Genomic DNA, 20,064 nt, shown 5'->3' with positions numbered 1-20,064 from the left:
AATCTGATGGCCGAGCGCCGCTCGATCTACAACCAGGTCACCGAGCTGACCAACCGCATCAAGAACGGCTGACAGAGCCGTCCCTACGACGCCGAGGGCGCCCCCGGAGCAGGTTTGCGGGGGCGCCCTTCGTCATGCGGCGGCCGGCCTTTCGTCGTGTCACGGCCGTCCTTCGTCATGTCCCGGTCGCCAGCTGTTCGAATTACCTGCCGGGTTACGGCCCCTCTCCACAGATTCGGCGACTTTCTCCCGTCCACACCCTGGGGACTGGGAAGTTGTCCAGACTGTGTCCACAGAGGTCTCTGTTGAAGGACCATCAGACCAGGTCACCTGGGTGTGGATTCGTGGACGAACGATCTCCACAGCCTGTGGACAGCGAGAGCGTCCACAGGCTGTGCATCGAGTTGTCCACCGGCAACCCACAGGCTGGGGCCGGTTGTCCCCAGCGATCCCCAGCTTCTCCACACCGCTGTCCACTGTTCGGCAACGCGACGCGCCTCCTCACCGGCTCGAGTGAAAGGCGTCACACGAAGGTGCCGGGTTGGGCTGTGGGAAACGTGGGTAAACCTGGGGACAGCACTGGGGAGAACTCGCCTCACCCTGTGCACGGGGTGTGCAGAACTTTCCGTTCTCCACAGAGACCCCTGGTTGTCCACCGCCGTCACCCACAGGCCCAGTGGACAAAATTCCCGCTCTGAGCTGGGCAAACGTGGTTATCCACCGTATCCACAGGCCCTACTACTACTCCCGACTAGAGAGAGCTGGGAATTCGTTTCGAAGCGGGTCCTGTGCACAACTCGCCCTCCGGCGCCCGACCGCCCCTCGTCACGACTTGACCCCGAGAGGCACCTACTGTCAGTGCGGTGCGTCAGACTGGTCCCCGGTGTCCTCCCCATCCCAGGGACCGTCGACACCGAGACAGACGACGAGGGCCAGGCAGAGCGAGAAGCGCCGGCAACAGCAGGAGGCGGCAACAGTGAAGATCCGGGTGGAACGCGACGTACTCGCGGAGGCAGTGGCCTGGGCGGCACGCAGCCTCCCGGCCCGTCCGCCGGCGCCTGTCCTCGCCGGCCTGCTGCTGAAGGCCGAGGACGGCCAGCTGAGCCTGTCCAGCTTCGACTACGAGGTCTCCGCGCGTGTGTCCGTGGAGGCCGAGGTCGAGGAGGAGGGCACGGTGCTCGTCTCCGGCCGCCTCCTCGCGGACATCTGCCGCGCCCTCCCGAACCGGCCGGTGGAGATCTCCACAGACGGTGTACGGGCGACGGTGGTGTGCGGCTCCTCCCGGTTCACACTCCACACACTGCCTGTGGAGGAGTACCCGGCGCTGCCGCAGATGCCGAACGCGACGGGCACGGTCCCCGGCGAGGTCTTCGCCTCCGCGGCCGCCCAGGTGGCGATCGCCGCCGGCCGTGACGACACGCTGCCCGTCCTCACCGGTGTGCGCATCGAGATCGAGGGCGACACGGTCACGCTGGCGTCCACCGACCGCTACCGCTTCGCGGTCCGAGAGTTCCTGTGGAAGCCGGAGAACCCGGAGGCCTCCGCGGTCGCCCTGGTGCCCGCCAAGACGCTGCTGGACACCGCCAAGGCCCTGACGAGCGGCGACCAGGTCACCCTGGCGCTGTCCGGCTCGGGCTCGGGTGAGGGCCTGATCGGCTTCGAGGGCGCCGGCCGCCGTACGACGACCCGCCTGCTGGAGGGCGACCTCCCGAAGTACCGCACGCTGTTCCCGACGGAGTTCAACAGCGTCGCCGTGATCGAGACCGCACCGTTCGTGGAGGCCGTCAAGCGTGTGGCCCTGGTCGCCGAGCGGAACACCCCGGTGCGGCTGAGCTTCGAGCAGGGCGTGCTCATCCTGGAGGCCGGTTCCAGCGACGACGCACAGGCTGTGGAAAGGGTCGACGCCCAGCTGGAGGGCGACGACATCTCGATCGCCTTCAACCCGACGTTCCTGCTGGACGGCCTGAGCGCCATCGACTCCCCGGTCGCGCAGCTGTCCTTCACGACGTCCACGAAGCCCGCGCTGCTCAGCGGCAAGCCGGCGGTGGACGCCGAGGCGGACGAGGCCTACAAGTACCTGATCATGCCGGTGCGGCTCAGCGGCTGAGCTCCGGCGGTTGTCCACAGGCTGAGGGCAAAGCAGCAGGTGAGGGCGTACGACTGAGCGCGTATGCCCACAGATGTGCGTCAGCGTCCGGGTTTAGGCTCGGACGCGGGTACGAAAGTGCCGCAACGCCACGTCGGACACCTGCAAACCTAAGGAACACAACTGATGGAGCTCGGTCTCGTCGGCCTCGGCAAGATGGGCGGCAACATGCGCGAGCGGATCCGCCGCGCGGGCCACACCGTCTACGGATACGACCGCAACCCGGACCTCGCCGATGTCCACAGCCTGCCGGAGCTTGTGAGCAAGCTCAGCGGCCCGCGTGTGGTCTGGGTGATGGTCCCGGCGGGCGAGCCCACGCAGTCCACGATCGACGAGCTCGCCGAACTGCTGGAGCCCGGCGATGTCGTCGTGGACGGCGGCAACTCCCGCTGGACCGACGACGAGAAGCACGCCGAGGAGCTGGCGGCCAAGGGCATAGGTTTTGTCGACTGTGGCGTCTCCGGCGGCGTCTGGGGCCTGGAGAACGGCTACGCGCTGATGTACGGGGGCGACGCGGAGAACGTGGCCAAGGTGCAGCCGGTCTTCGACGCCCTCAAGCCGGAGGGCGACTTCGGCTCGGTGCACGCCGGCAAGGTCGGCGCGGGCCACTTCGCGAAGATGGTCCACAACGGCATCGAGTACGCGATGATGCAGGCCTACGCCGAGGGCTGGGAGCTCCTGGAGAAGGTCGACTCCGTGACCGATGTCCGGGAGGTCTTCCGCTCCTGGCAGGAGGGCACGGTCATCCGCTCCTGGCTGCTGGACCTCGCGGTCAACGCGCTCGACGAGGACGAGCACCTGGACAAGCTCCGGGGTTATGCACAGGACTCCGGTGAGGGACGCTGGACTGTGGAAGCCGCGATCGACCACGCGGTACCGCTGCCGGCGATCACGGCGTCGCTGTTCGCGCGGTTCGCCTCCCGTCAGGAGGACTCGCCCCAGATGAAGATGATCGCGGCGCTGCGGAACCAGTTCGGCGGCCACGCGGTCGAGGCCAAGTAAGCAACACCCGACGGTTGGGGAGGTCGGCGAAACGACCATGCACGTCACGCATCTGTCGCTGGCCGACTTCCGCTCGTACCCCCGGGTCGAGGTCCCGCTCGACCCGGGAGTGACGGCCTTCGTCGGCCCGAACGGGCAGGGCAAGACCAACCTCGTCGAGGCCGTCGGCTATCTCGCCACGCTCGGCAGCCACCGCGTCTCCTCCGACGCCCCCCTGGTCCGCATGGGAGCCGAGCGCGCGATCATCAGGGCTCAGGTGCGGCAGGGCGAGCGGCAGCAGCTGGTCGAGCTGGAGCTGAACCCGGGGCGCGCCAACCGGGCCCGTATCAACAGATCCTCGCAGGTCAAGCCCCGTGACGTCCTGGGGATCGTACGGACTGTGCTGTTCGCCCCCGAGGATCTTGCCCTGGTCAAGGGCGACCCCGGTGAGCGGCGCCGCTTCCTCGACGAGCTGATCACCGCTCGTTCCCCGCGCATGGCCGGAGTCCGCTCCGACTACGAGCGGGTCCTCAAGCAGCGCAATACCCTCCTGAAGTCGGCCGCGCTCGCCCGTCGGCACGGCGGCCGCAACGTGGATATGTCCACGCTCGACATCTGGGACCAGCATCTCGCGCGCGCGGGTGCCGAGTTGCTCGCCCAGCGCCTGGACCTGATCGCCGCGGTCCAGCCGCTGGCCGACAAGGCGTACGAGCAGCTCGCCCCCGGCGGCGGTCCGATCACCCTGGAGTACAAGCCGTCCGCGCCGGGCGAGGCGCATACGCGCGAGGACCTGTTCGAGCAGCTGATAGCCGCGCTCGCCGAGGCCCGCAAGCAGGAGATCGAGAGGGGCGTCACCCTGGTCGGCCCGCACCGGGACGACCTCCAGCTCAAGCTCGGCCAGCTGCCCGCCAAGGGGTACGCCTCGCACGGCGAGTCCTGGTCCTACGCCCTGGCGCTGCGCCTCGCCTCGTACGACCTGCTGCGCGCGGAGGGCAACGAGCCGGTGCTGGTGCTCGACGACGTCTTCGCCGAGCTGGACACCCGCCGCCGTGAGCGCCTCGCCGAGCTGGTCGCGCCCGGCGAGCAGGTCCTGGTGACGGCCGCGGTCGACGACGACGTACCGCATGTGCTGTCCGGGGTGCGGTTCGCCGTGTCCGAGGGGACGGTGGAACGCGTATGACGGAAAACACACCGGAAAACACACCGGAAAAGACAGCGGAGAGCACGCCGGAGAACCCGCCCGGGAAAGCCCCCGGGCCCCGGTCGCCCGAGCCGTCCGGCGTCGACCTCGCGCGCGTGGCGCTCCGCGCCGCCAAGGAAGCCGCACGCGCGCGTGGGGACGCGGCGCAGCAGAAGAAGCAGGCGCGCCGCGGCGGACTGCGCTCCGGCGCGCGCGCCGACGGCCGCGACCCCATGGCGCTCGGCTCCGCGATCAACCGGCTGATCACCGAGCGCGGCTGGGAGGCCCCGGCCGCGGTGGGCGGGGTGACGGGCCGCTGGCCGCAGATCGTCGGCGAGGACGTGGCCAAGCACTGCGTGCCGGAGAGGTACGACGAGGACGAGCACGTCCTGTCCGTGCGCTGCGACTCGACGGCCTGGGCGACGAACCTCCGGCTGCTCGCCCCGACCCTGGTCGCGCGCCTGAACGAGGATCTGGGCCACGGCACGGTGAAGATGATCAAGGTGCAGGGCCCCGGCGCACCCAACCGCCGCTACGGCCCGTTGCGGGCTCCGGGCAGCACCGGGCCCGGCGACACGTACGGCTGACGGGAGCCCTTCCCGGAGCCTGTCCACAGGCCCTGCGAGGGCCCGATCGGCGCCCGTTTCCCACCAGTCGGCAACAAGTGACTGACATCACAAAAGTGGGTGTCGGCGGCCCGCTCGGAGCCCCGGCGCCCCTCTCTTCGCACCACCGCACACGGTTGCGAATCGCGACCTGACTCCGAAGTAGCCAAGGGTTGACGGCCGGAAGCGCTGAGTGCCTCCGTGAGCCTCTTGGAGCCCCCATCCGCATATCGGGAGTCGGGGAAGACCGGTTGAGGGCGGCACATGCGGACTCAGGTACCGGCAAACCCCCATCAGTGTCAGTGCTACCGGTAGACTGGAGGCAATCCCGCCCCAATCGTGGGGACCGTCCGGGAAAAGCTGAGCAACGCTGATCAAGGCTTACCAACGCAACATGCCGCAGCCGCTCCGGCAACCCGCCGACGAGCCTGGCTCGTGCTGTGCCAGAAAGGGCGCTTCGTGGCCGATTCCGGCAACCCCAACGAGAACAACCCGTCCGTCGAGGCCATGGCTGGAGTCGCCGAGGCCTCAGCTACTGCTTCGTACGACGCAAGTGCCATCACCGTCCTCGAGGGTCTGGACGCGGTCCGCAAGCGACCCGGCATGTACATCGGTTCGACCGGTGAGCGCGGCCTGCACCACCTGGTGCAGGAGGTCGTCGACAACTCCGTCGACGAGGCGCTGGCGGGATACGCGGACACGATCGACGTGACGATCCTCGCCGACGGCGGCGTGCGCGTCGTCGACAACGGCCGTGGCATCCCGGTGGACATGCACCCGGTGGAGAAGAAGCCGGCCGTCGAGGTCGTGCTGACCGTGCTGCACGCGGGCGGCAAGTTCGGCGGCGGCGGCTACGCGGTCTCCGGTGGTCTGCACGGCGTCGGTGTCTCCGTCGTGAACGCCCTGTCCACCAAGGTGAGCGTCGACATCAAGCGCGACGGCTACCGCTGGACGCAGGACTACAAGATGGGCGTCCCGACGGCCCCGCTCGTCAAGCACGAGGCGGTCGAGGACTCCGGTACGACGGTCACCTTCTGGGCCGACCCGGACATCTTCGAGACCACCGACTACTCCTTCGAGACGCTGTCGCGGCGCTTCCAGGAGATGGCGTTCCTCAACAAGGGCCTGCGCATCAACCTCACCGACGAGCGCGAGTCGGCGAAGGCCACGGCCGGCGCGGACGAGGCCGGCGAGGACGAGAAGCACGAGGTCAAGCACGTCTCGTACCACTACGAGGGCGGCATCGTCGACTTCGTGAAGTACCTCAACTCCCGCAAGGGCGAGGCGGTTCACCCCACCGTCATCGACCTGGAGGCCGAGGACAAGGACAGGCAGCTGTCCCTCGAGGTCGCCATGCAGTGGAACAGCGGCTACACGGAGGGCGTGTACTCCTTCGCCAACATCATCCACACCCACGAGGGCGGTACGCACGAAGAGGGCTTCCGGGCCGCGCTGACCTCGCTGATCAACAAGTACGCGCGCGACAAGAGGCTGTTGCGCGAGAAGGATGACAACCTCACCGGTGACGACATCCGCGAGGGCCTGACCGCGATCATCTCCGTCAAGCTGGGCGAGCCCCAGTTCGAAGGCCAGACGAAGACCAAGCTGGGCAACACCGAGGTCAAGACCTTCGTCCAGAGGGTCGTCTACGAGCACCTGAACGACTGGCTGGACCGCAACCCCAACGAGGCCGCGGACATCATCCGCAAGGGCATCGCGGCGGCCACCGCGCGTGTGGCGGCCCGCAAGGCCCGCGACCTGACCCGTCGTAAGGGCCTGCTGGAGACCGCGTCCCTGCCGGGCAAGCTCTCCGACTGCCAGTCGAACGACCCGACCAAGTGCGAGATCTTCATCGTCGAGGGTGACTCCGCCGGTGGCTCGGCCAAGTCCGGCCGGAACCCGCAGTACCAGGCGATCCTCCCGATCCGCGGCAAGATCCTCAACGTCGAGAAGGCGCGCATCGACCGGATCCTCCAGAACCAGGAGATCCAGGCGATGATCTCCGCGTTCGGCACGGGTGTGCACGAGGACTTCGACATCGAGAAGCTCCGCTACCACAAGATCATCCTCATGGCGGACGCCGACGTCGACGGCCAGCACATCAACACCCTGCTGCTGACCTTCCTGTTCCGCTTCATGCGGCCCCTGGTCGAGGCCGGGCACGTGTACCTCTCCCGTCCGCCGCTCTACAAGATCAAGTGGGGCAAGGACGACTTCGAGTACGCGTACTCCGACCGCGAGCGTGACGCCCTGATCGAGATGGGCCGCCAGGCCGGCAAGCGCATCCGGGACGACTCGGTCCAGCGCTTCAAGGGCCTCGGCGAGATGAACGCCGAGGAGCTGCGCATCACGACCATGGACCAGGAGCACCGCGTCCTCGGCCAGGTCACCCTCGACGACGCCGCCCAGGCCGACGACCTGTTCTCGGTCCTCATGGGCGAGGACGTCGAGGCCCGCCGCGCGTTCATCCAGCGCAACGCCAAGGACGTCCGGTTCCTCGACATCTGAGTCGGTCTCAGCTGACCGCACCAGGAAGGATCTTCACCAGCAATGACCGACGAGAACACTCCCGTGACGACGCCCGAGGGTGACGCCCTGGCCATGCGCGTCGAGCCCGTCGGGCTCGAGACGGAGATGCAGCGCTCGTATCTCGACTACGCGATGTCCGTCATCGTCTCGCGTGCGCTCCCGGACGTCCGTGACGGCCTCAAGCCCGTCCACCGCCGCGTCCTGTACGCCATGTACGACGGCGGCTACCGCCCCGAGCGCGGCTTCTACAAGTGCGCCCGCGTCGTCGGCGACGTCATGGGCAACTACCACCCGCACGGCGACTCCTCCATCTACGACGCGCTCGTGCGTCTCGCCCAGTCGTGGTCGATGCGCATGCCGCTCGTCGACTCCAACGGCAACTTCGGCTCCCCGGGCAACGACCCGGCGGCGGCGATGCGGTACACCGAGTGCAAGATGGCGCCGCTGTCGATGGAGATGGTCCGTGACATCGACGAGGAGACCGTCGACTTCACGGACAACTACGACGGCCGCTCCCAGGAGCCGACCGTCCTGCCGGCCCGCTTCCCGAACCTGCTGATCAACGGCTCGGCCGGGATCGCGGTCGGCATGGCGACCAACATCCCGCCGCACAACCTGCGCGAGGTCGCCGCCGGCGCCCAGTGGTACCTGGAGAACCCCGAGGCCTCGCACGAGGAGCTCCTGGACGCGCTCATCGAGCGCATCAAGGGCCCGGACTTCCCGACCGGCGCGCTCGTCGTCGGCCGCAAGGGCATCGAGGAGGCGTACCGCACGGGTCGCGGCTCCATCACCATGCGTGCGGTCATCGAGGTCGAGGAGATCCAGAACCGCCAGTGCCTGGTCGTGACGGAACTGCCGTACCAGGTCAACCCGGACAACCTCGCGCAGAAGATCGCCGACCTGGTCAAGGACGGCAAGGTCGGCGGCATCGCGGACGTCCGCGACGAGACGTCCTCCCGCACCGGCCAGCGTCTGGTCATCGTGCTGAAGCGGGACGCGGTCGCCAAGGTCGTGCTGAACAACCTCTACAAGCACACCGACCTCCAGACGAACTTCGGCGCCAACATGCTGGCGCTGGTGGACGGCGTGCCGCGCACGCTCTCGCTCGACGCGTTCATCCGCCACTGGGTGACCCACCAGATCGAGGTCATCGTCCGCCGTACGCGCTTCAGGCTGCGCAAGGCCGAGGAGCGCGCGCACATCCTGCGCGGTCTGCTGAAGGCCCTGGACGCCATCGACGAGGTCATCGCGCTGATCCGGCGCAGTGACACCGTCGAGATCGCGCGCGGGGGCCTGATGAGCCTCCTGGAGATCGACGAGATCCAGGCCAACGCCATCCTCGAGATGCAGCTGCGCCGGCTGGCCGCCCTGGAGCGCCAGAAGATCGTCCAGGAGCACGACGAACTCCAGGCGAAGATCACCGAGTACAACGAGATCCTGGCCTCCCCGGTCCGTCAGCGGGGCATCGTCAGCGCGGAACTGGCCGCGATCGTCGAGAAGTACGGCGACGACCGCAAGACCAAGCTGATCCCGTACGAGGGCGACATGTCCATCGAGGACCTGATCGCCGAGGAGGACATCGTCGTCACGGTCACCCGGGGCGGCTACATCAAGCGCACCAAGACCGACGACTACCGCGCCCAGAAGCGCGGCGGCAAGGGCGTGCGCGGCACGAAGCTCAAGGAAGACGACATCGTCGACCACTTCTTCGTGTCCACGACGCACCACTGGCTGCTGTTCTTCACCAACAAGGGCCGCGTCTACCGCGTCAAGGGCTACGAGCTGCCCGACGCCGGCCGGGACGCCCGCGGTCAGCACGTCGCGAACCTGCTCGCCTTCCAGCCCGACGAGGCGATCGCCGAGATCCTGGCGATCCGCGACTACGAGGCGGTTCCGTACCTCGTCCTCGCCACCAAGGCCGGACTTGTGAAGAAGACGCCTCTGAAGGATTACGATTCGCCCCGTTCCGGCGGTGTGATCGCGATCAACCTCCGCGCGGGAGAGGACGGTTCGGACGACGAACTGATCGGAGCCGAACTGGTCTCGGCCGACGACGATCTACTTCTGATCAGCAAGAAGGCGCAGTCGATCAGGTTCACCGCCTCGGACGAAACGCTGCGTCCCATGGGCCGTGCCACCTCGGGTGTCAAGGGCATGAGCTTCCGCGAGGGCGACGAGCTGCTCTCGATGAATGTTGTTCGACCCGGTACGTTCGTGTTCACTGCCACCGACGGCGGGTACGCGAAGCGGACCAACGTCGACGAGTACCGCGTCCAGGGTCGCGGCGGCCTCGGCATCAAGGCCGCCAAGATCGTGGAAGACCGTGGATCTCTCGTCGGCGCTCTGGTGGTCGAGGAGACCGACGAGATCCTCGCCATCACGCTGGGCGGCGGTGTGATTCGTACGCGAGTCAACGAGATCAGGGAAACCGGCCGTGACACCATGGGCGTCCAACTGATCAATCTGGGCAAGCGCGATGCCGTTGTGGGCATCGCACGCAACGCCGAGGCGGGACGCGAGGCGGAGGAGGTCGACGGCGACGTGGTCGTCGACGAGACCGCCGAAGGTGCTGCGACCACCGGCACGGACGAGGGTGAGGCGCCCTCGGCCGAGTAGCACGAGGAGTGAGTCAGCGTGAGCGGAGCCACGGGCGCCGGACCGAGGGGTACCTCGAAGGGTACGGACACGGACGACGGCGGCCGTGGCTCCGCCGCGCGTGCGGCGGACCCGCACACGACCAACCTGAAGGCGATCAAGTCCCCGACCAAGGACGCGTCCTCGCCTGACACGCAAGGATCACAGGGGGGAACTGTGACGGACACCAGAGGTCCGCAGACCCAGCAGCACACCGCTGGAGCGGGCCCGTCCGCATCCGGCGCCCAGCCGCAGCCCGAGCCGGCCGCGCAGGAGAAGGGCGCCGCTCCGCAGACGGCCTCCCCCCTGCCGGGGGAACGGCAGACGCAGCAGCAGGCCGGGCCGTACCACCCGCCGCAGGCCTACCCGGCGCAGCCCGCCGCGGACGGCGCCGGAGCCGGTGCTGCCGCCGGTACCGCGCGGCGTCCCCGCACAGGCGCCCGCACCACGCCGCGCGTCCGCAAGGCCCGCCTTCGCGTGGCCAAGGCCGACCCGTGGTCGGTGATGAAGGTCAGCTTCCTGCTCTCCATCGCCCTGGGCATCTGCACGATCGTGGCGTCCGCCGTGCTGTGGATGGTGATGGACGCGATGGGCGTCTTCTCCTCGGTCGGCGGCACGATCTCCGAGGCGACCGGCTCGAACGAGTCGAACGGTTTCGACCTCCAGGCCTTCCTGTCGCTGCCCAACGTCCTCATGTTCACGTCGGTCATCGCGGTCATCGACGTCTTCCTGGCGACGGCCCTCGCGACGCTCGGCGCGTTCATCTACAACCTGTCCGCGGGCTTCGTGGGCGGCGTGGAGCTGACGCTCGCCGAGGACGAGTAGATCCCTCGTAGACCCCTCGCCGGCGGCGGATGCCGGTGTCCCGACAACCGATTTTGGGACTGCCCATGTCGTGCGCTAATCTTCAGGAGTCAGCGCGCGGGACACACACCGCAGAGCGCGGCGGGGCTATAGCTCAGTTGGTTAGAGCGCATCCCTGATAAGGATGAGGCCACAGGTTCAAATCCTGTTAGCCCCACCAGCGAAAAGAACCCCCAGTCTCAACGGCTGGGGGTTCTTGACATCTACGGCTGACATCAGCCGATGAGTGGATCTTCCAGAAGCTCGGCGAGCATGCCGACCGCTTCGCGCTCACTGTCGCCGACGACGTGCGTGTAGACGTCCATGGTCATGCTGATCTGGCTGTGTCGGAGGATCGCCTGAGCGACCTTGGGGTGCACCTTCAGGAAAGCGAGCAGGGTCCCGCAGGTGTGCCGGGCGAGGCGGACAGTGATCCGGCGGACACCGGCACGTTTGACGAGCCGATCGAAGGTGCGGGAGAAGCCCACCGGGTCGATCATGCCGCCGTGCTCCGAGGAGAAGATCAGGTCCTGATCCGGCTCCTGGGACCAGTGCTCACCGGCGATCTTGCGTTCCAGGGCTTGCAGCTCGCGCCGCTCCTCCAGGACGCGGGCGCAGAACTCGGGAAGCGGGAGCACGGCCTGTGAGGACTCCGTCTTGAGGTCCTTGAGGACCAGGCCGACGCCCTTGACCCGCTGGACCTGCTTGACCGGGGTGAAACGGCCGGCCTCGAAGTCGATGTCCTGCCAGCGCAGGCCGAGCACCTCACTGCGACGGAGCCCGAGGACCAGGACGAGGACGCAGGCCGCGTAGAGCCGGTGGGCGCGGACCGACCGCAGGAACGCGATGGCTTCCCTGGCGTTCCATGCCGTGCCCCTGTCCTTGATGACCTTGGGCATGTCGACCAGGAGCGCGACGTTGCGCGTGACCAGCTCCTCACGCATGGCCCGGTTAAGGGCGTTGCGGAGGACGCGGAGGACCTCGAAGCGGGCCGAGGCGCCGACCTTCTCCCGAGTCAGGGCCGCCATGAAGACGCGGATCTGTGCCGGGGTGAGCTTGACCAGTGGCTTCTTACCGAGGTGAGGCAGCAGGTACAGCCGCACCTTGGACTCGTACTTCACGTACGTGTTGTGTTCGCGTTCCGGCTTGACGATGTGTTCCAACCAGTAGGCCAGCCACTCGCCGAGCGTCCAGGACCGAGAAGGCACCGGGATGCCGTTGCGCTCCTGGTCCTGGAGCTTGCCGAGCTTCTCGTTGGCTTCGTCCCAGGTCCGGCCGTAGACGTACTTGCGGACCCGGTTGCCGTCGGTGTCCGTCACGTACGCGGCACCCTGATAGCGGCCATCAGAGCGCTTGGTGATCGTGCCGCCGCCGTTGGGCCGACGCTTCGCCATCAGGCAGCCTCCCCGATCTGGCTCGCGATGAAGTCGCCGAGCGCGTGAGCCGGGATGCGCCGGCACCCATCGACTTTGATGGACACGAGGCGGTGCGTACGGATCAGGTCGTAGACCTTGGTTCGGCCCACCTTGAGCCGTGCCATGACTTCGGACACGGTGAGCAGCTCGGGGGCGGCGGTGGTCATGGTGCAGCTCCTTCCAGGTCGAGCAGAGCGGGTAGTTCCTCGCGTGCGATGTCGCGGTTGTGTTGGATGTCTCGGCGGATGTTGGTGGCGAGCCAGGACTCGCCGGGGGTGTGGCCGTGTCCGGCGTAGGCCCAGTGGGCGAGGGTGAGCGTGGTCGCTTCTTCGTCATCGGGGTCCGGGAGGCCGAGGGCTTCGCGTTGCTGGGCGGCGCGGTAGTCGGCGCGGGTCTGGCGGAGGGCGCCGAGGGTGGTGGAGTAGCGGCGGGACTTGGTGGAGAAGTGGCCGCGGAAGCCGAGCATGTGAGCCCAGTCCCGGAGCTTGCGGTCCGGGTAGAGCGCGTGCAGGTCGAGGCAGGCCTCAATGAGCCGGGCGGGGTGGTCGGGCACGCCGAGCAGGACCAGGGCTTCCTTGTTGCCGATGCGGCGGTCCACGGTGCCGGTGGTCTCGGCTGCCTTGGTGGTGTACTTGGCGACGTAGGAGGCGACTGCCTGTTCGGTGATCTCTTCGCCGTGGCCGAAGGCGCCGATCGGCTGCACGTCGAGCTGCGTGCCCCAGTGCAGCGTGCGGGCGGGCTGGTCCCCTGCGGCGGGCACGTCGACCGTGACGCGGGCGGCGGCGGCACGGATGGAGTCGGTGAGCAGGTCGAGGGTGGCCCAGGCAGGTGGCGGGTCGTCTGGTCCGTCGGCGCCGTCGAAGCGGATCACGGCATGGAAGTGGACAGCTCCGCGCTTCTGGTACTCGGCGACCTTGCCGAAGGAGACGCGGGACTGTTCCTTGGCGGCCTTCTGGGTCAGTCCGGCTCGCTTGGCGATCTCGCGGCGCAGATAGATCGTGAAGTACCGCCACAGGTCGGATGCGTGGTTGTTCCAGAGCACCGCGCCCGCGTAGTCGTAGGTGGCGGGGTCGAGGGGGATGCCGAGTTCGGGTGCGTCCTCGTCGTGGCGGGTGCCGCAGCGGCAGGGCCGGTTTCCGGGGCGGTTGTGGACCGGGCCGAACGAGGGCGCGGTGAGGGTGGCAAAGACCCGCGGGTGGTCGCGGACGGTGTGCGGGGTGCCTTTGGCGGGGTCGCCGACGAGTCCGGCGCGGATGAGGTGGTAGGTGTCTCCGGCGTAGGTCCAGGCGCAGGCCGGGCAGCGGGAGGCACGGCGGTTGCCGCAGGCGACGCGGAGCCGTCCGCCGGGCTCGGTGTCCGTAGAGTACGAGTGCAGGACATGCCCGGTGGCCTTGTCGCGAGTGACGGTGGTGCCTTGCAGGTGGATGGGGTCGGAGCAGCCGCCGGTGCGGCGGATCTGTTCTTGGATGCGGTCGAAGCCGGGAGACCCGGCCACCCTCAGCACGTCGGCGAGGGTGGCCGGGTCCAGGCCCGCCATGGTGGCGGTGTCGGTCACACGGCACCGTCCGGGGTGGTGTCGGCGATCCGGTCGAGGGCCGAGGCGGCTTCCTCAGCGGCGCGGGCCAGGGCGCGCAGGGCGTCGGCGGTGTCCGGACGGGCGATCAGCGCAAGGTCGATGAACTCTCCCCCGACACGGAGGCTGACGAAGCCTTCGTCCTCGGGCGTGGGAGCGAACACGCTCACGCGGGCGGTGGTGTCCGGCTCCAGGTGAGCTGAGGTGGTGATGGTCCTCATGGCGGCGGTCACCTCCCGACGTGGGCGAAGCGGGCGGCAGGCGCGTTGCCGGTGCCGTGGCAGGCCGGGCAACTGACGGTGAGGGTGACGCGGGTGCCGTCGGCGTGGCGGCTGCCGGTGGTGATGACGACGGCGGCGAAGCCGTCGCAGTCGCGGCAGATCCGCGCGGCGGGGGCGTGCTGGGGCATCATGGGCTTGCCTTTCATGTCCGTTGGGTGTGGAAGGTGGGAAGGCGCCCGGAGCGGCGGAAGTTTGGCGACCGAGGCCGCTCCGGGGGCCGTTCAGCGATGGTTGTTCAGGTCCTTGACGAGCAGGCGCAAGACGACCGCGACCACGGCGACGGAGACGCCGGTGATGGCGACCGCGAGGAGCATGGAGACCAGGACCGCGCCGACGACGAGGACCACCGCGCCACCGCCAGCGGCAAGGGCAAGCGCGCTGCCCGGGGTGAGCTGGACCGTCGGCCGGTTCGAGACGGGCGCGACCGGGGGCGGGGTCGGCTGGACGGGCGCCGGGTGGCGGGCGACCGTCGGGGCACCCGTGGCGTTGACCGGGGGTGCGGTGTCCTGGGGCGGGTACTTCGGCGTGAACACGAGGCGGTTCCCTTCTACTTGAGGACGGTTCCGAGGGCGGGAGCGAGGAAGCTTCCGGCGACGAGGTAGCCGCCAACCAGGAGCACGGCGACCAGCCACCACGGCGGGCGGGCGAGCTTGACGCCGAGCCATCCCACGACGAGCAGGGCGAGCCAGAGCGGTACGTCCACGGCGGTCTCCTGTCAGGCCTTGCAGCGGTGGGTGCGGGCGGCGAGTTCGGCGCCGGCGCGGGTGTCGTAGTCGGCGGCGAAGCCGCAGCCGGGGGCGGTGCAGGCGGCGGTGTGCTTGTCGCGGCCCCGACCGTCGTAGGCGGTGGCGACCTGCACGGGTCCGATACGGACCACGTCACGGAAGCGGCGGTAGGCAGGCACGGGTGGTTCTCCCTTCGGGTCAGGCGAGCTGGAGCTGGGCGGCGATGGCGTCGGCCATCGGTGCGGGCAGGCCGAGCCGGGCCGACAAGGCGTCGGCGGGCATCGGCGTGCCGGTCGAGGCCTGGTGGGCATCGGCGATCTTGCGAGCGTGGTCGAGCAGTGCGGCCGGGACGACCGGTGCAGCGGTCGGGGCGGGCTCCGGCGAGGCCGGAGTGGGAGTCAGCTCGGGCACGGTCGCCGCGGGCTCCGGGTCGGAAGCGGGTTCGTCGGTGCGGTGCATCTCGACTTCCGGCGCGGCTGGATCATCGTCCACAGGCTGTGCCGAGTCGGCCGGTTCGGTGGGGGTGTGGACCAGGAGGGTTCCGCCGAGGAAGGCCAGCGCGGGCCAGCCAGCAACGAGGATGCGCAGCCAGGCGGGTACGTGGGTCAGGTCGAGCAGGCCCGCGGTGGCGATGTTCGCGCCTAGCGAGGCAGCCAGGGCGATGACGAACCAGGTCCAGGCGGAGCGGTCGCGGCGGGCTGTTCGCAGCCGGTGCCAGGCGGCAACCAGGAGCAGGTCCACCGAGACCGGATAGGCCCAGGCTTTCCAGCCGGTCTGTCCGGCGGCTTGGGCCAGGTCGTGCAGGTGGGCGAAGGACAGCGCACCGGCAATGACGGCCTGGACGAGAACGGCGTCCGGTCGGATCGAGCGGGACATGAAAGGGCACCTCCCTTCAGGGAGTCGGGCCGGGGCGGGTAGGGAGCGATGTCCGGCCGCCCAGCGGCATGGCGGGGGTAGGGTGGCGCGACGCGGTCGCGCCGACTGTGGCGGTGCGGGGTGTTACTCGGTGAGCGGGCGGGGCTTGACCATCGACGGACCGGCCGCAGGTACCTCGGCGGGCACGCGGGGGCGGAAGGGTTCGAGGAACGGCAGGTCCGGGATAAGGTGGGCGAACTCCCGGCAGACGGCTACCACTTCGTCCCGTGAGGTTTCCGGGGTGCGGATCTTCGACCAGCCACCGGAGGGGTCTGCGGCGACCGCGGTCCCGGGGCGGTTCATGGGGATCAGGCTTGCGGCCGGTACGGCGTCCGGGGCCACGTCCGCCAAACCCATCTCGGCGGTCTGCTTGTCGTTGACGCGGTGCACCACACGGCCGGTGAGCTGAGCACGGAGCATGGTGGCGCCCTTGCCCAGGTCGGAGCCAAAGCGCTGCCCGCAGATCTCCAGATGGATACCGATGGCCCGGGCCATCTGCGCGAGTCGGATCAACGCGGTGACGATCCGTTCCCGGCGCTCCTCATCCTTCTTGGAGGAGATCAGGAACAGTTCCGCCACCTCGTCGACCAGGACGACCACCGGCACCGGCCGCACCTCGGCAGGCAGCTCCCACAGGTCCGAGACACCGTGACGGCTCAGCAGGTCGAAGCGGCCCTCCATCTCCGCGACCAGCACACCGAGCAGCGAGGCCGCATCATCGGGAGTGGTGACCAGCGCCGACAGCCGGGGCGCGAACGCGGCCTGTTCCACACCGCGCTTGCAGTCGATACCGACCAGGGCCACCGGCAGTTGCGCCAGCCCCTTGATCAGGTTGCGCTGATACATCGACTTGCCCGAGTGGTTCGCGCCCAGGGTGAGTGCCATCGGAGCTTTGCGGTAGTCCCGCTCGAAGGCGGTCCCGTCCTCGCGCACCGCGACCGGAACGGCCATGCCATGCGGGCGGGCCTTGCGCGGCATCCGCACCCGGCGCAGCACGTCATAGCCGGTCATCCGCAGTTCCACGAAACCGGGCTTGGTCTCGACCACGGTCACCGAGTGGACACCCCAGGCGTGCCGGAGCCGCTCCGAGGAGGCCATCACGTCAGCGGGCTCCAGGCCGGCGGGAAGTCGCAGTGTCACCCGCAGCCCTGTCGAGGTACCGCGTATCCGGCGGATCTTCGGCGGGACCGGCTGAACCTCACGGCGGGCCACGTTGCGGGTCATGAACGCCCGCAGACCCGACGGGTGCACCGTCAGCCCACACACATCCATCGTCGACCGGTACGAGAGGACGAAGCGGCCCCAGGTGACCGGCATCCCGACCAGCGACCAGTACACGCGCGGGGCTCGCACCTTCGCATAGCCAAGACCACCGGCACCCGCTAAGGCCCCTGTGGCCTCCAACCACATCGTCAGGTCGCTCATGGTCAGGCCACCGGGGTGATCGCGACCGCGCGGAACGAGATGCCGTGCCGCTTCTGGCCGTTGAACTCGTTCTCCCAGTCACGGGCCTTCAGGCCGATGACCTTGACCGGCATGCCCGGCTGGAGGCCCTCCGGGAGGCCGGTCTCCGGCACGGTCACCTGGTAGAGGTTCCCCTCCCCCTCGTCCGAGACCAGCAGACCTACGGTCGAGAGGCTCGCGTTGGTCTCCCGGTCCACGGCCCGCTCACCGGTTTTCTTGTTGACCATCTTCGGTTCCGGCGCGGTCGCCACGAACACCACAGCGGTCGAAGTGTCGATCTTGAACGACGGCATGAAGCTCTCCTTGAGTCGATTGCGTTGGAGCAGCCCAAAAGACGCTCCGTCGCCACAGTCCTAGGACTGTGAGCGGCTTGAGGAGACTGTGACATGCAGTCCTGGGATTGTCAATAGTCCTGGGACTATGCGAAAGTTGATTCCGTTAGGAAGGGGACACTCAATGGCGCCCAAGTGGCGGGAGCTGGCTGACAAGCTGGCTGAACAGATCAAGACCGGTGAGTACGCACCAGGCCAGCAGCTCCCGCAGATCAGGGAGCTAGTTGCAGCCGGTGAGGGCTCCAAGTCCACCGTTCATCAGGCCTACAAGGCTCTTGAGGCCGAGGGCCTGGTGACGTCTTCTCGCGGTCACGGAACCGTCGTGCGGGAGCGAGTGCCTCTGAAGCGTCTCGGCATCGCCAGGTACGACAAGGCGAAGTGGCGAGACGGCGACGAGGTCGCCTTCATTGCGGACCGTGTGGCATCCGGACGGGGGTACCGCCGGAACGAGCAGACCCAGACGGTTACTCGCGTCGTGGCGTCACCGGAGGTAGCAGCCGCACATGGGCTGCCGGAAGGTGCCGAGGTCTACGCCCGCGCGCGACTGGTCAAGGAAGGCGACCAACCGACGCACACGCTGACCAGCTACTACCGTCCCGAGCACGTTGAGGGAACACGCCTGGTGGACCCCACTCCGGGTCCCGCCGGCCGGGGCGGCGGATTTCGTGTGCTGTACGACGCGGGTTACGAGATCGATCACATGAAGGAGCGACTGTTTGCCCGTGCTGCGACACCGGACGAGGTCAAGCAGTTGCAGCTACCGCCGGGCGAACCGGTCGTCGAGCTGCACCGAACGACGTACACGGCCGAGGGCACCGTCGTGGAATTCGCCATCGGGGTGCACGCGGCGTCGCGCTTCGCATGGGAGTACGACTTCAAGGTGCCCGACTCGGCGAAGGACAGGGAGGGGCAGCAGTGATCTCGACACAGGATTGGGCAGACGCCCGACGCGTGTGGGACTACCACCAGATGGGTCACTCACCCCGGCCGTGCTCGGTGGCCATCGGGCTCGGCAGCCACGACCTGGGCGTTGCTGACACGGCAGTGGACCTGTACAAGCGCGGCATGGCCCCTCTGCTCCTCTTCACCGGTGCCACGAGCCCCACGACACGGGAACGCATGCCCCGCGGCGAGGCCGTCCACTACCGGGAGCGGGCAGTGGAACTCGGGGTCCCCAGCAGTGACGTTCTGGTCGAGCCTCGTGCCCGCAACACGGGCGAGAACATCCGCTTCTCGCGAGAGTTGTTGGAGGAGGCCGGGGTGGAGGTGTCCTCGGTGCTCCTGATCAGCAAGCCGTACGAGGAGCGGCGGGCTTACGCCACCGCGCGGAAGCTCTGGCCCGGAGTCGAGGTTGTCAGCGCCTCCAGTCCGATGACGCTGGACGAGTACGTCGACTCCATCGGTGATGCCCGCTTGGTGATCGACATGTTGGTCGGTGCGCTCCAGCGGTTGATGGTCTACCCGGAGCAGGGCTTCATGATCAGCCAGCCCCTACCTGCCGACGTGATCGCCGCGTACGAGCGCCTGTGCCAAGCCGGATTCACGAGCCGACTCCTGACCACCGGTGCACCTTCAGCCTGACCAGGCGACAGCGGAGCTGTTACAGGTTTCTCTACCTCATCAAGCCCCGGCTGCGCTCCGCTCCGCCGGGCGCGCTTCCCGGCTCCGCTCCGGGCGCCGCTCCTGCCTTCGGCCCGCTCCGCCCGGGCTGCGCCGACGCGCGCCCACATGTGGTTCAGGCCGGTGACCATGAGTCGAGAACCGCGGGAGCGCGGCAACGCTCAAAGACATGCCTCCGGCGGGGGCGCTCAGGCTCCGAGATGGCGGGGGCGCCGTCCGCGAGTGCCGGCCGGAGTAGTGGCGTGCGCGGGGAGCTCCCATCCCGTCTGCCATCGACCCAGGCAGAGCCGAGCAGACGCGGCTCCTGGCGTCCAGGTCGTTCGTACAGTGGCGCGCTCCACCTGGACGCCAGGAGCCACGCCCGCTCCACGGTGTGTGGGTCGACGGCAGACGGGATGGTAGCTGGGGTGAGTGGTGGGCTGTGGGAAGGGTGTCGACCGCGCCATCTATTCTCGGAGCGGGGGTGTCATGACTGAGCGAGACTGGTGCGACGACAGCGACTACGACAGGGCAGCCGAGCAGACCGAGCGGATGGCTCGAATGGGATGGACTGCGATCCTGGGCGTGACAGGGCTGATGGGCGTTGCCGCAATCGCGGCCATCGTTCTCTGCCTGGCCGCTGCCGCAGGCATGTTCTACGTCGTCATGGTCATTACCCGCTAGCACGTCACTGGGCTTGTCAAGAGCGCCCCGCTGGTCTGACATCAATGCCTGACACCAACAAGTACGGACAGCGGCGATCGACGGCGGATCCCAGCGGACGAGAAGCCCAGGCACGGAGCGGATCCCCCAAGATTGCTGGCGCCCCGTGATCGACCTGA

The 20,064-nt window shown here is 68.4% G+C and carries 21 protein-coding genes and 1 tRNA gene; 11 read left to right on the top strand and 11 right to left on the bottom strand.

Features of this window, described 5'->3' with window-relative positions; translation table 11 throughout:
- Nucleotides 1-976 precede the first annotated feature (976 nt).
- The 8 genes from dnaN to AOQ53_RS15670 all read left to right on the top strand — a co-directional run bounded on the left by dnaN (nucleotide 977) and on the right by AOQ53_RS15670 (nucleotide 11,099).
- Nucleotides 977-2,107 (top strand): DNA polymerase III subunit beta, encoded by a 1,131-nt coding sequence (dnaN, locus tag AOQ53_RS15705; RefSeq protein ID WP_020273092.1) that lies wholly within the window; start codon nucleotides 977-979, stop codon nucleotides 2,105-2,107.
- Nucleotides 2,108-2,272: 165 nt separating this feature from the next.
- Nucleotides 2,273-3,148 (top strand): phosphogluconate dehydrogenase (NAD(+)-dependent, decarboxylating), encoded by an 876-nt coding sequence (gene gnd / locus AOQ53_RS15700; protein WP_059417831.1) that lies wholly within the window; start codon nucleotides 2,273-2,275, stop codon nucleotides 3,146-3,148.
- A gap of 37 nt (nucleotides 3,149-3,185) precedes the next feature.
- The gene (gene recF / locus AOQ53_RS15695; RefSeq protein WP_059417829.1) at nucleotides 3,186-4,307 is read left to right on the top strand and encodes a DNA replication/repair protein RecF; all 1,122 of its coding nucleotides are present in this window, start codon (nucleotides 3,186-3,188) and stop codon (nucleotides 4,305-4,307) included.
- Entirely contained in the window at nucleotides 4,304-4,894 is a 591-nt protein-coding gene (locus tag AOQ53_RS15690) for a DUF721 domain-containing protein (protein WP_059417827.1), read from the top strand. The genes recF and AOQ53_RS15690 overlap by 4 nt, the downstream gene beginning before the upstream one ends.
- A 477-nt stretch (nucleotides 4,895-5,371) precedes the next feature.
- A complete protein-coding gene (gene gyrB, locus AOQ53_RS15685; protein ID WP_099054608.1) occupies nucleotides 5,372-7,420 on the top strand; it encodes a DNA topoisomerase (ATP-hydrolyzing) subunit B in 2,049 nt (682 codons plus the stop codon).
- Nucleotides 7,421-7,462: 42 nt separating this feature from the next.
- Complete coding sequence (gyrA, locus tag AOQ53_RS15680; protein ID WP_059417822.1) at nucleotides 7,463-10,057, top strand: DNA gyrase subunit A; 2,595 nt, start codon at nucleotides 7,463-7,465, stop codon at nucleotides 10,055-10,057.
- Between the two features lie 18 nt (nucleotides 10,058-10,075).
- Nucleotides 10,076-10,900, top strand: a complete 825-nt coding sequence (locus AOQ53_RS15675; protein ID WP_059417820.1) for a DUF3566 domain-containing protein — start codon at nucleotides 10,076-10,078, stop codon at nucleotides 10,898-10,900.
- A gap of 122 nt (nucleotides 10,901-11,022) precedes the next feature.
- Nucleotides 11,023-11,099, top strand: a tRNA-Ile gene (locus tag AOQ53_RS15670).
- Between the two features lie 55 nt (nucleotides 11,100-11,154).
- Here the strand turns inward: AOQ53_RS15670 and AOQ53_RS15665 are convergent.
- The 11 genes from AOQ53_RS15665 to AOQ53_RS15620 form a co-directional block, all read right to left on the bottom strand.
- Complete coding sequence (locus tag AOQ53_RS15665) at nucleotides 11,155-12,312, bottom strand: tyrosine-type recombinase/integrase (protein WP_059417817.1); 1,158 nt, start codon at nucleotides 12,310-12,312, stop codon at nucleotides 11,155-11,157.
- Nucleotides 12,312-12,500 carry a helix-turn-helix domain-containing protein gene (locus tag AOQ53_RS15660; RefSeq protein WP_059417816.1) on the bottom strand — a complete coding sequence of 63 codons (189 nt, stop codon included), beginning with the start codon at nucleotides 12,498-12,500 and terminating at the stop codon, nucleotides 12,312-12,314. The genes AOQ53_RS15665 and AOQ53_RS15660 overlap by 1 nt, the downstream gene beginning before the upstream one ends.
- The gene (repSA, locus tag AOQ53_RS15655; RefSeq protein ID WP_059417813.1) at nucleotides 12,497-13,888 is read right to left on the bottom strand and encodes a replication initiator protein RepSA; all 1,392 of its coding nucleotides are present in this window, start codon (nucleotides 13,886-13,888) and stop codon (nucleotides 12,497-12,499) included. The genes AOQ53_RS15660 and repSA overlap by 4 nt, the downstream gene beginning before the upstream one ends.
- Complete coding sequence (locus tag AOQ53_RS15650) at nucleotides 13,885-14,127, bottom strand: hypothetical protein (RefSeq protein ID WP_148640329.1); 243 nt, start codon at nucleotides 14,125-14,127, stop codon at nucleotides 13,885-13,887. The genes repSA and AOQ53_RS15650 overlap by 4 nt, the downstream gene beginning before the upstream one ends.
- Nucleotides 14,128-14,135: 8 nt before the next feature.
- Nucleotides 14,136-14,315, bottom strand: coding sequence for a hypothetical protein (locus AOQ53_RS15645; RefSeq protein WP_059417833.1), 180 nt, complete (start codon nucleotides 14,313-14,315; stop codon nucleotides 14,136-14,138).
- Between the two features lie 93 nt (nucleotides 14,316-14,408).
- The gene (locus AOQ53_RS15640; protein ID WP_059417809.1) at nucleotides 14,409-14,720 is read right to left on the bottom strand and encodes a hypothetical protein; all 312 of its coding nucleotides are present in this window, start codon (nucleotides 14,718-14,720) and stop codon (nucleotides 14,409-14,411) included.
- 14 nt (nucleotides 14,721-14,734) lie between these two features.
- Nucleotides 14,735-14,890 (bottom strand): hypothetical protein, encoded by a 156-nt coding sequence (locus AOQ53_RS42860; RefSeq protein ID WP_086083352.1) that lies wholly within the window; start codon nucleotides 14,888-14,890, stop codon nucleotides 14,735-14,737.
- A gap of 12 nt (nucleotides 14,891-14,902) precedes the next feature.
- Entirely contained in the window at nucleotides 14,903-15,091 is a 189-nt protein-coding gene (locus tag AOQ53_RS15635; protein ID WP_059417807.1) for a mobile element transfer protein, read from the bottom strand.
- A 19-nt stretch (nucleotides 15,092-15,110) separates the two neighbouring features.
- The gene (locus AOQ53_RS15630; RefSeq protein WP_059417804.1) at nucleotides 15,111-15,788 is read right to left on the bottom strand and encodes a DUF2637 domain-containing protein; all 678 of its coding nucleotides are present in this window, start codon (nucleotides 15,786-15,788) and stop codon (nucleotides 15,111-15,113) included.
- A 123-nt stretch (nucleotides 15,789-15,911) separates the two neighbouring features.
- Nucleotides 15,912-17,252, bottom strand: coding sequence for an FtsK/SpoIIIE domain-containing protein (locus AOQ53_RS15625; protein ID WP_059417802.1), 1,341 nt, complete (start codon nucleotides 17,250-17,252; stop codon nucleotides 15,912-15,914).
- Nucleotides 17,253-17,254: 2 nt separating this feature from the next.
- Nucleotides 17,255-17,584 carry an SCO3933 family regulatory protein gene (locus AOQ53_RS15620; RefSeq protein WP_059417799.1) on the bottom strand — a complete coding sequence of 110 codons (330 nt, stop codon included), beginning with the start codon at nucleotides 17,582-17,584 and terminating at the stop codon, nucleotides 17,255-17,257.
- A gap of 163 nt (nucleotides 17,585-17,747) precedes the next feature.
- Here AOQ53_RS15620 and AOQ53_RS15615 point away from each other — a divergent pair, with 163 nt between their 5' ends.
- The 3 genes from AOQ53_RS15615 (at nucleotide 17,748) to AOQ53_RS15605 (ending at nucleotide 19,906) form a co-directional block, all read left to right on the top strand.
- Nucleotides 17,748-18,542 carry a GntR family transcriptional regulator gene (locus tag AOQ53_RS15615; RefSeq protein ID WP_059417797.1) on the top strand — a complete coding sequence of 265 codons (795 nt, stop codon included), beginning with the start codon at nucleotides 17,748-17,750 and terminating at the stop codon, nucleotides 18,540-18,542.
- Entirely contained in the window at nucleotides 18,539-19,204 is a 666-nt protein-coding gene (locus AOQ53_RS15610; protein ID WP_059417793.1) for a YdcF family protein, read from the top strand. Before AOQ53_RS15615 ends, AOQ53_RS15610 begins: the two co-directional genes overlap by 4 nt.
- Nucleotides 19,205-19,711: 507 nt before the next feature.
- Entirely contained in the window at nucleotides 19,712-19,906 is a 195-nt protein-coding gene (locus AOQ53_RS15605; RefSeq protein ID WP_059417791.1) for a hypothetical protein, read from the top strand.
- Nucleotides 19,907-20,064 lie beyond the last annotated feature (158 nt).

This window comes from Streptomyces azureus (assembly GCF_001270025.1).
GTDB lineage: Bacteria > Actinomycetota > Actinomycetes > Streptomycetales > Streptomycetaceae > Streptomyces > Streptomyces azureus.
This window is presented reverse-complemented; position numbering and strand designations above follow the sequence as displayed.

Bases quoted from the DNA above. Each gene is read 5' to 3' on its own strand.
- AOQ53_RS15660 (WP_059417816.1), bottom strand. From the start codon at position 12,500: ATGACCACCGCCGCCCCCGAGCTGCTCACCGTGTCCGAAGTCATGGCA.
- AOQ53_RS15605 (WP_059417791.1), top strand. From the start codon at position 19,712: ATGACTGAGCGAGACTGGTGCGACGACAGCGACTACGACAGGGCAGCC.
- gyrA (WP_059417822.1), top strand. From the start codon at position 7,463: ATGACCGACGAGAACACTCCCGTGACGACGCCCGAGGGTGACGCCCTG.
- AOQ53_RS15615 (WP_059417797.1), top strand. From the start codon at position 17,748: ATGGCGCCCAAGTGGCGGGAGCTGGCTGACAAGCTGGCTGAACAGATC.
- gnd (WP_059417831.1), top strand. From the start codon at position 2,273: ATGGAGCTCGGTCTCGTCGGCCTCGGCAAGATGGGCGGCAACATGCGC.
- AOQ53_RS15620 (WP_059417799.1), bottom strand. From the start codon at position 17,584: ATGCCGTCGTTCAAGATCGACACTTCGACCGCTGTGGTGTTCGTGGCG.
- AOQ53_RS15645 (WP_059417833.1), bottom strand. From the start codon at position 14,315: ATGCCCCAGCACGCCCCCGCCGCGCGGATCTGCCGCGACTGCGACGGC.
- AOQ53_RS15630 (WP_059417804.1), bottom strand. From the start codon at position 15,788: ATGTCCCGCTCGATCCGACCGGACGCCGTTCTCGTCCAGGCCGTCATT.
- AOQ53_RS15625 (WP_059417802.1), bottom strand. From the start codon at position 17,252: ATGAGCGACCTGACGATGTGGTTGGAGGCCACAGGGGCCTTAGCGGGT.
- AOQ53_RS15690 (WP_059417827.1), top strand. From the start codon at position 4,304: ATGACGGAAAACACACCGGAAAACACACCGGAAAAGACAGCGGAGAGC.
- recF (WP_059417829.1), top strand. From the start codon at position 3,186: ATGCACGTCACGCATCTGTCGCTGGCCGACTTCCGCTCGTACCCCCGG.
- AOQ53_RS15650 (WP_148640329.1), bottom strand. From the start codon at position 14,127: ATGAGGACCATCACCACCTCAGCTCACCTGGAGCCGGACACCACCGCC.
- AOQ53_RS15665 (WP_059417817.1), bottom strand. From the start codon at position 12,312: ATGGCGAAGCGTCGGCCCAACGGCGGCGGCACGATCACCAAGCGCTCT.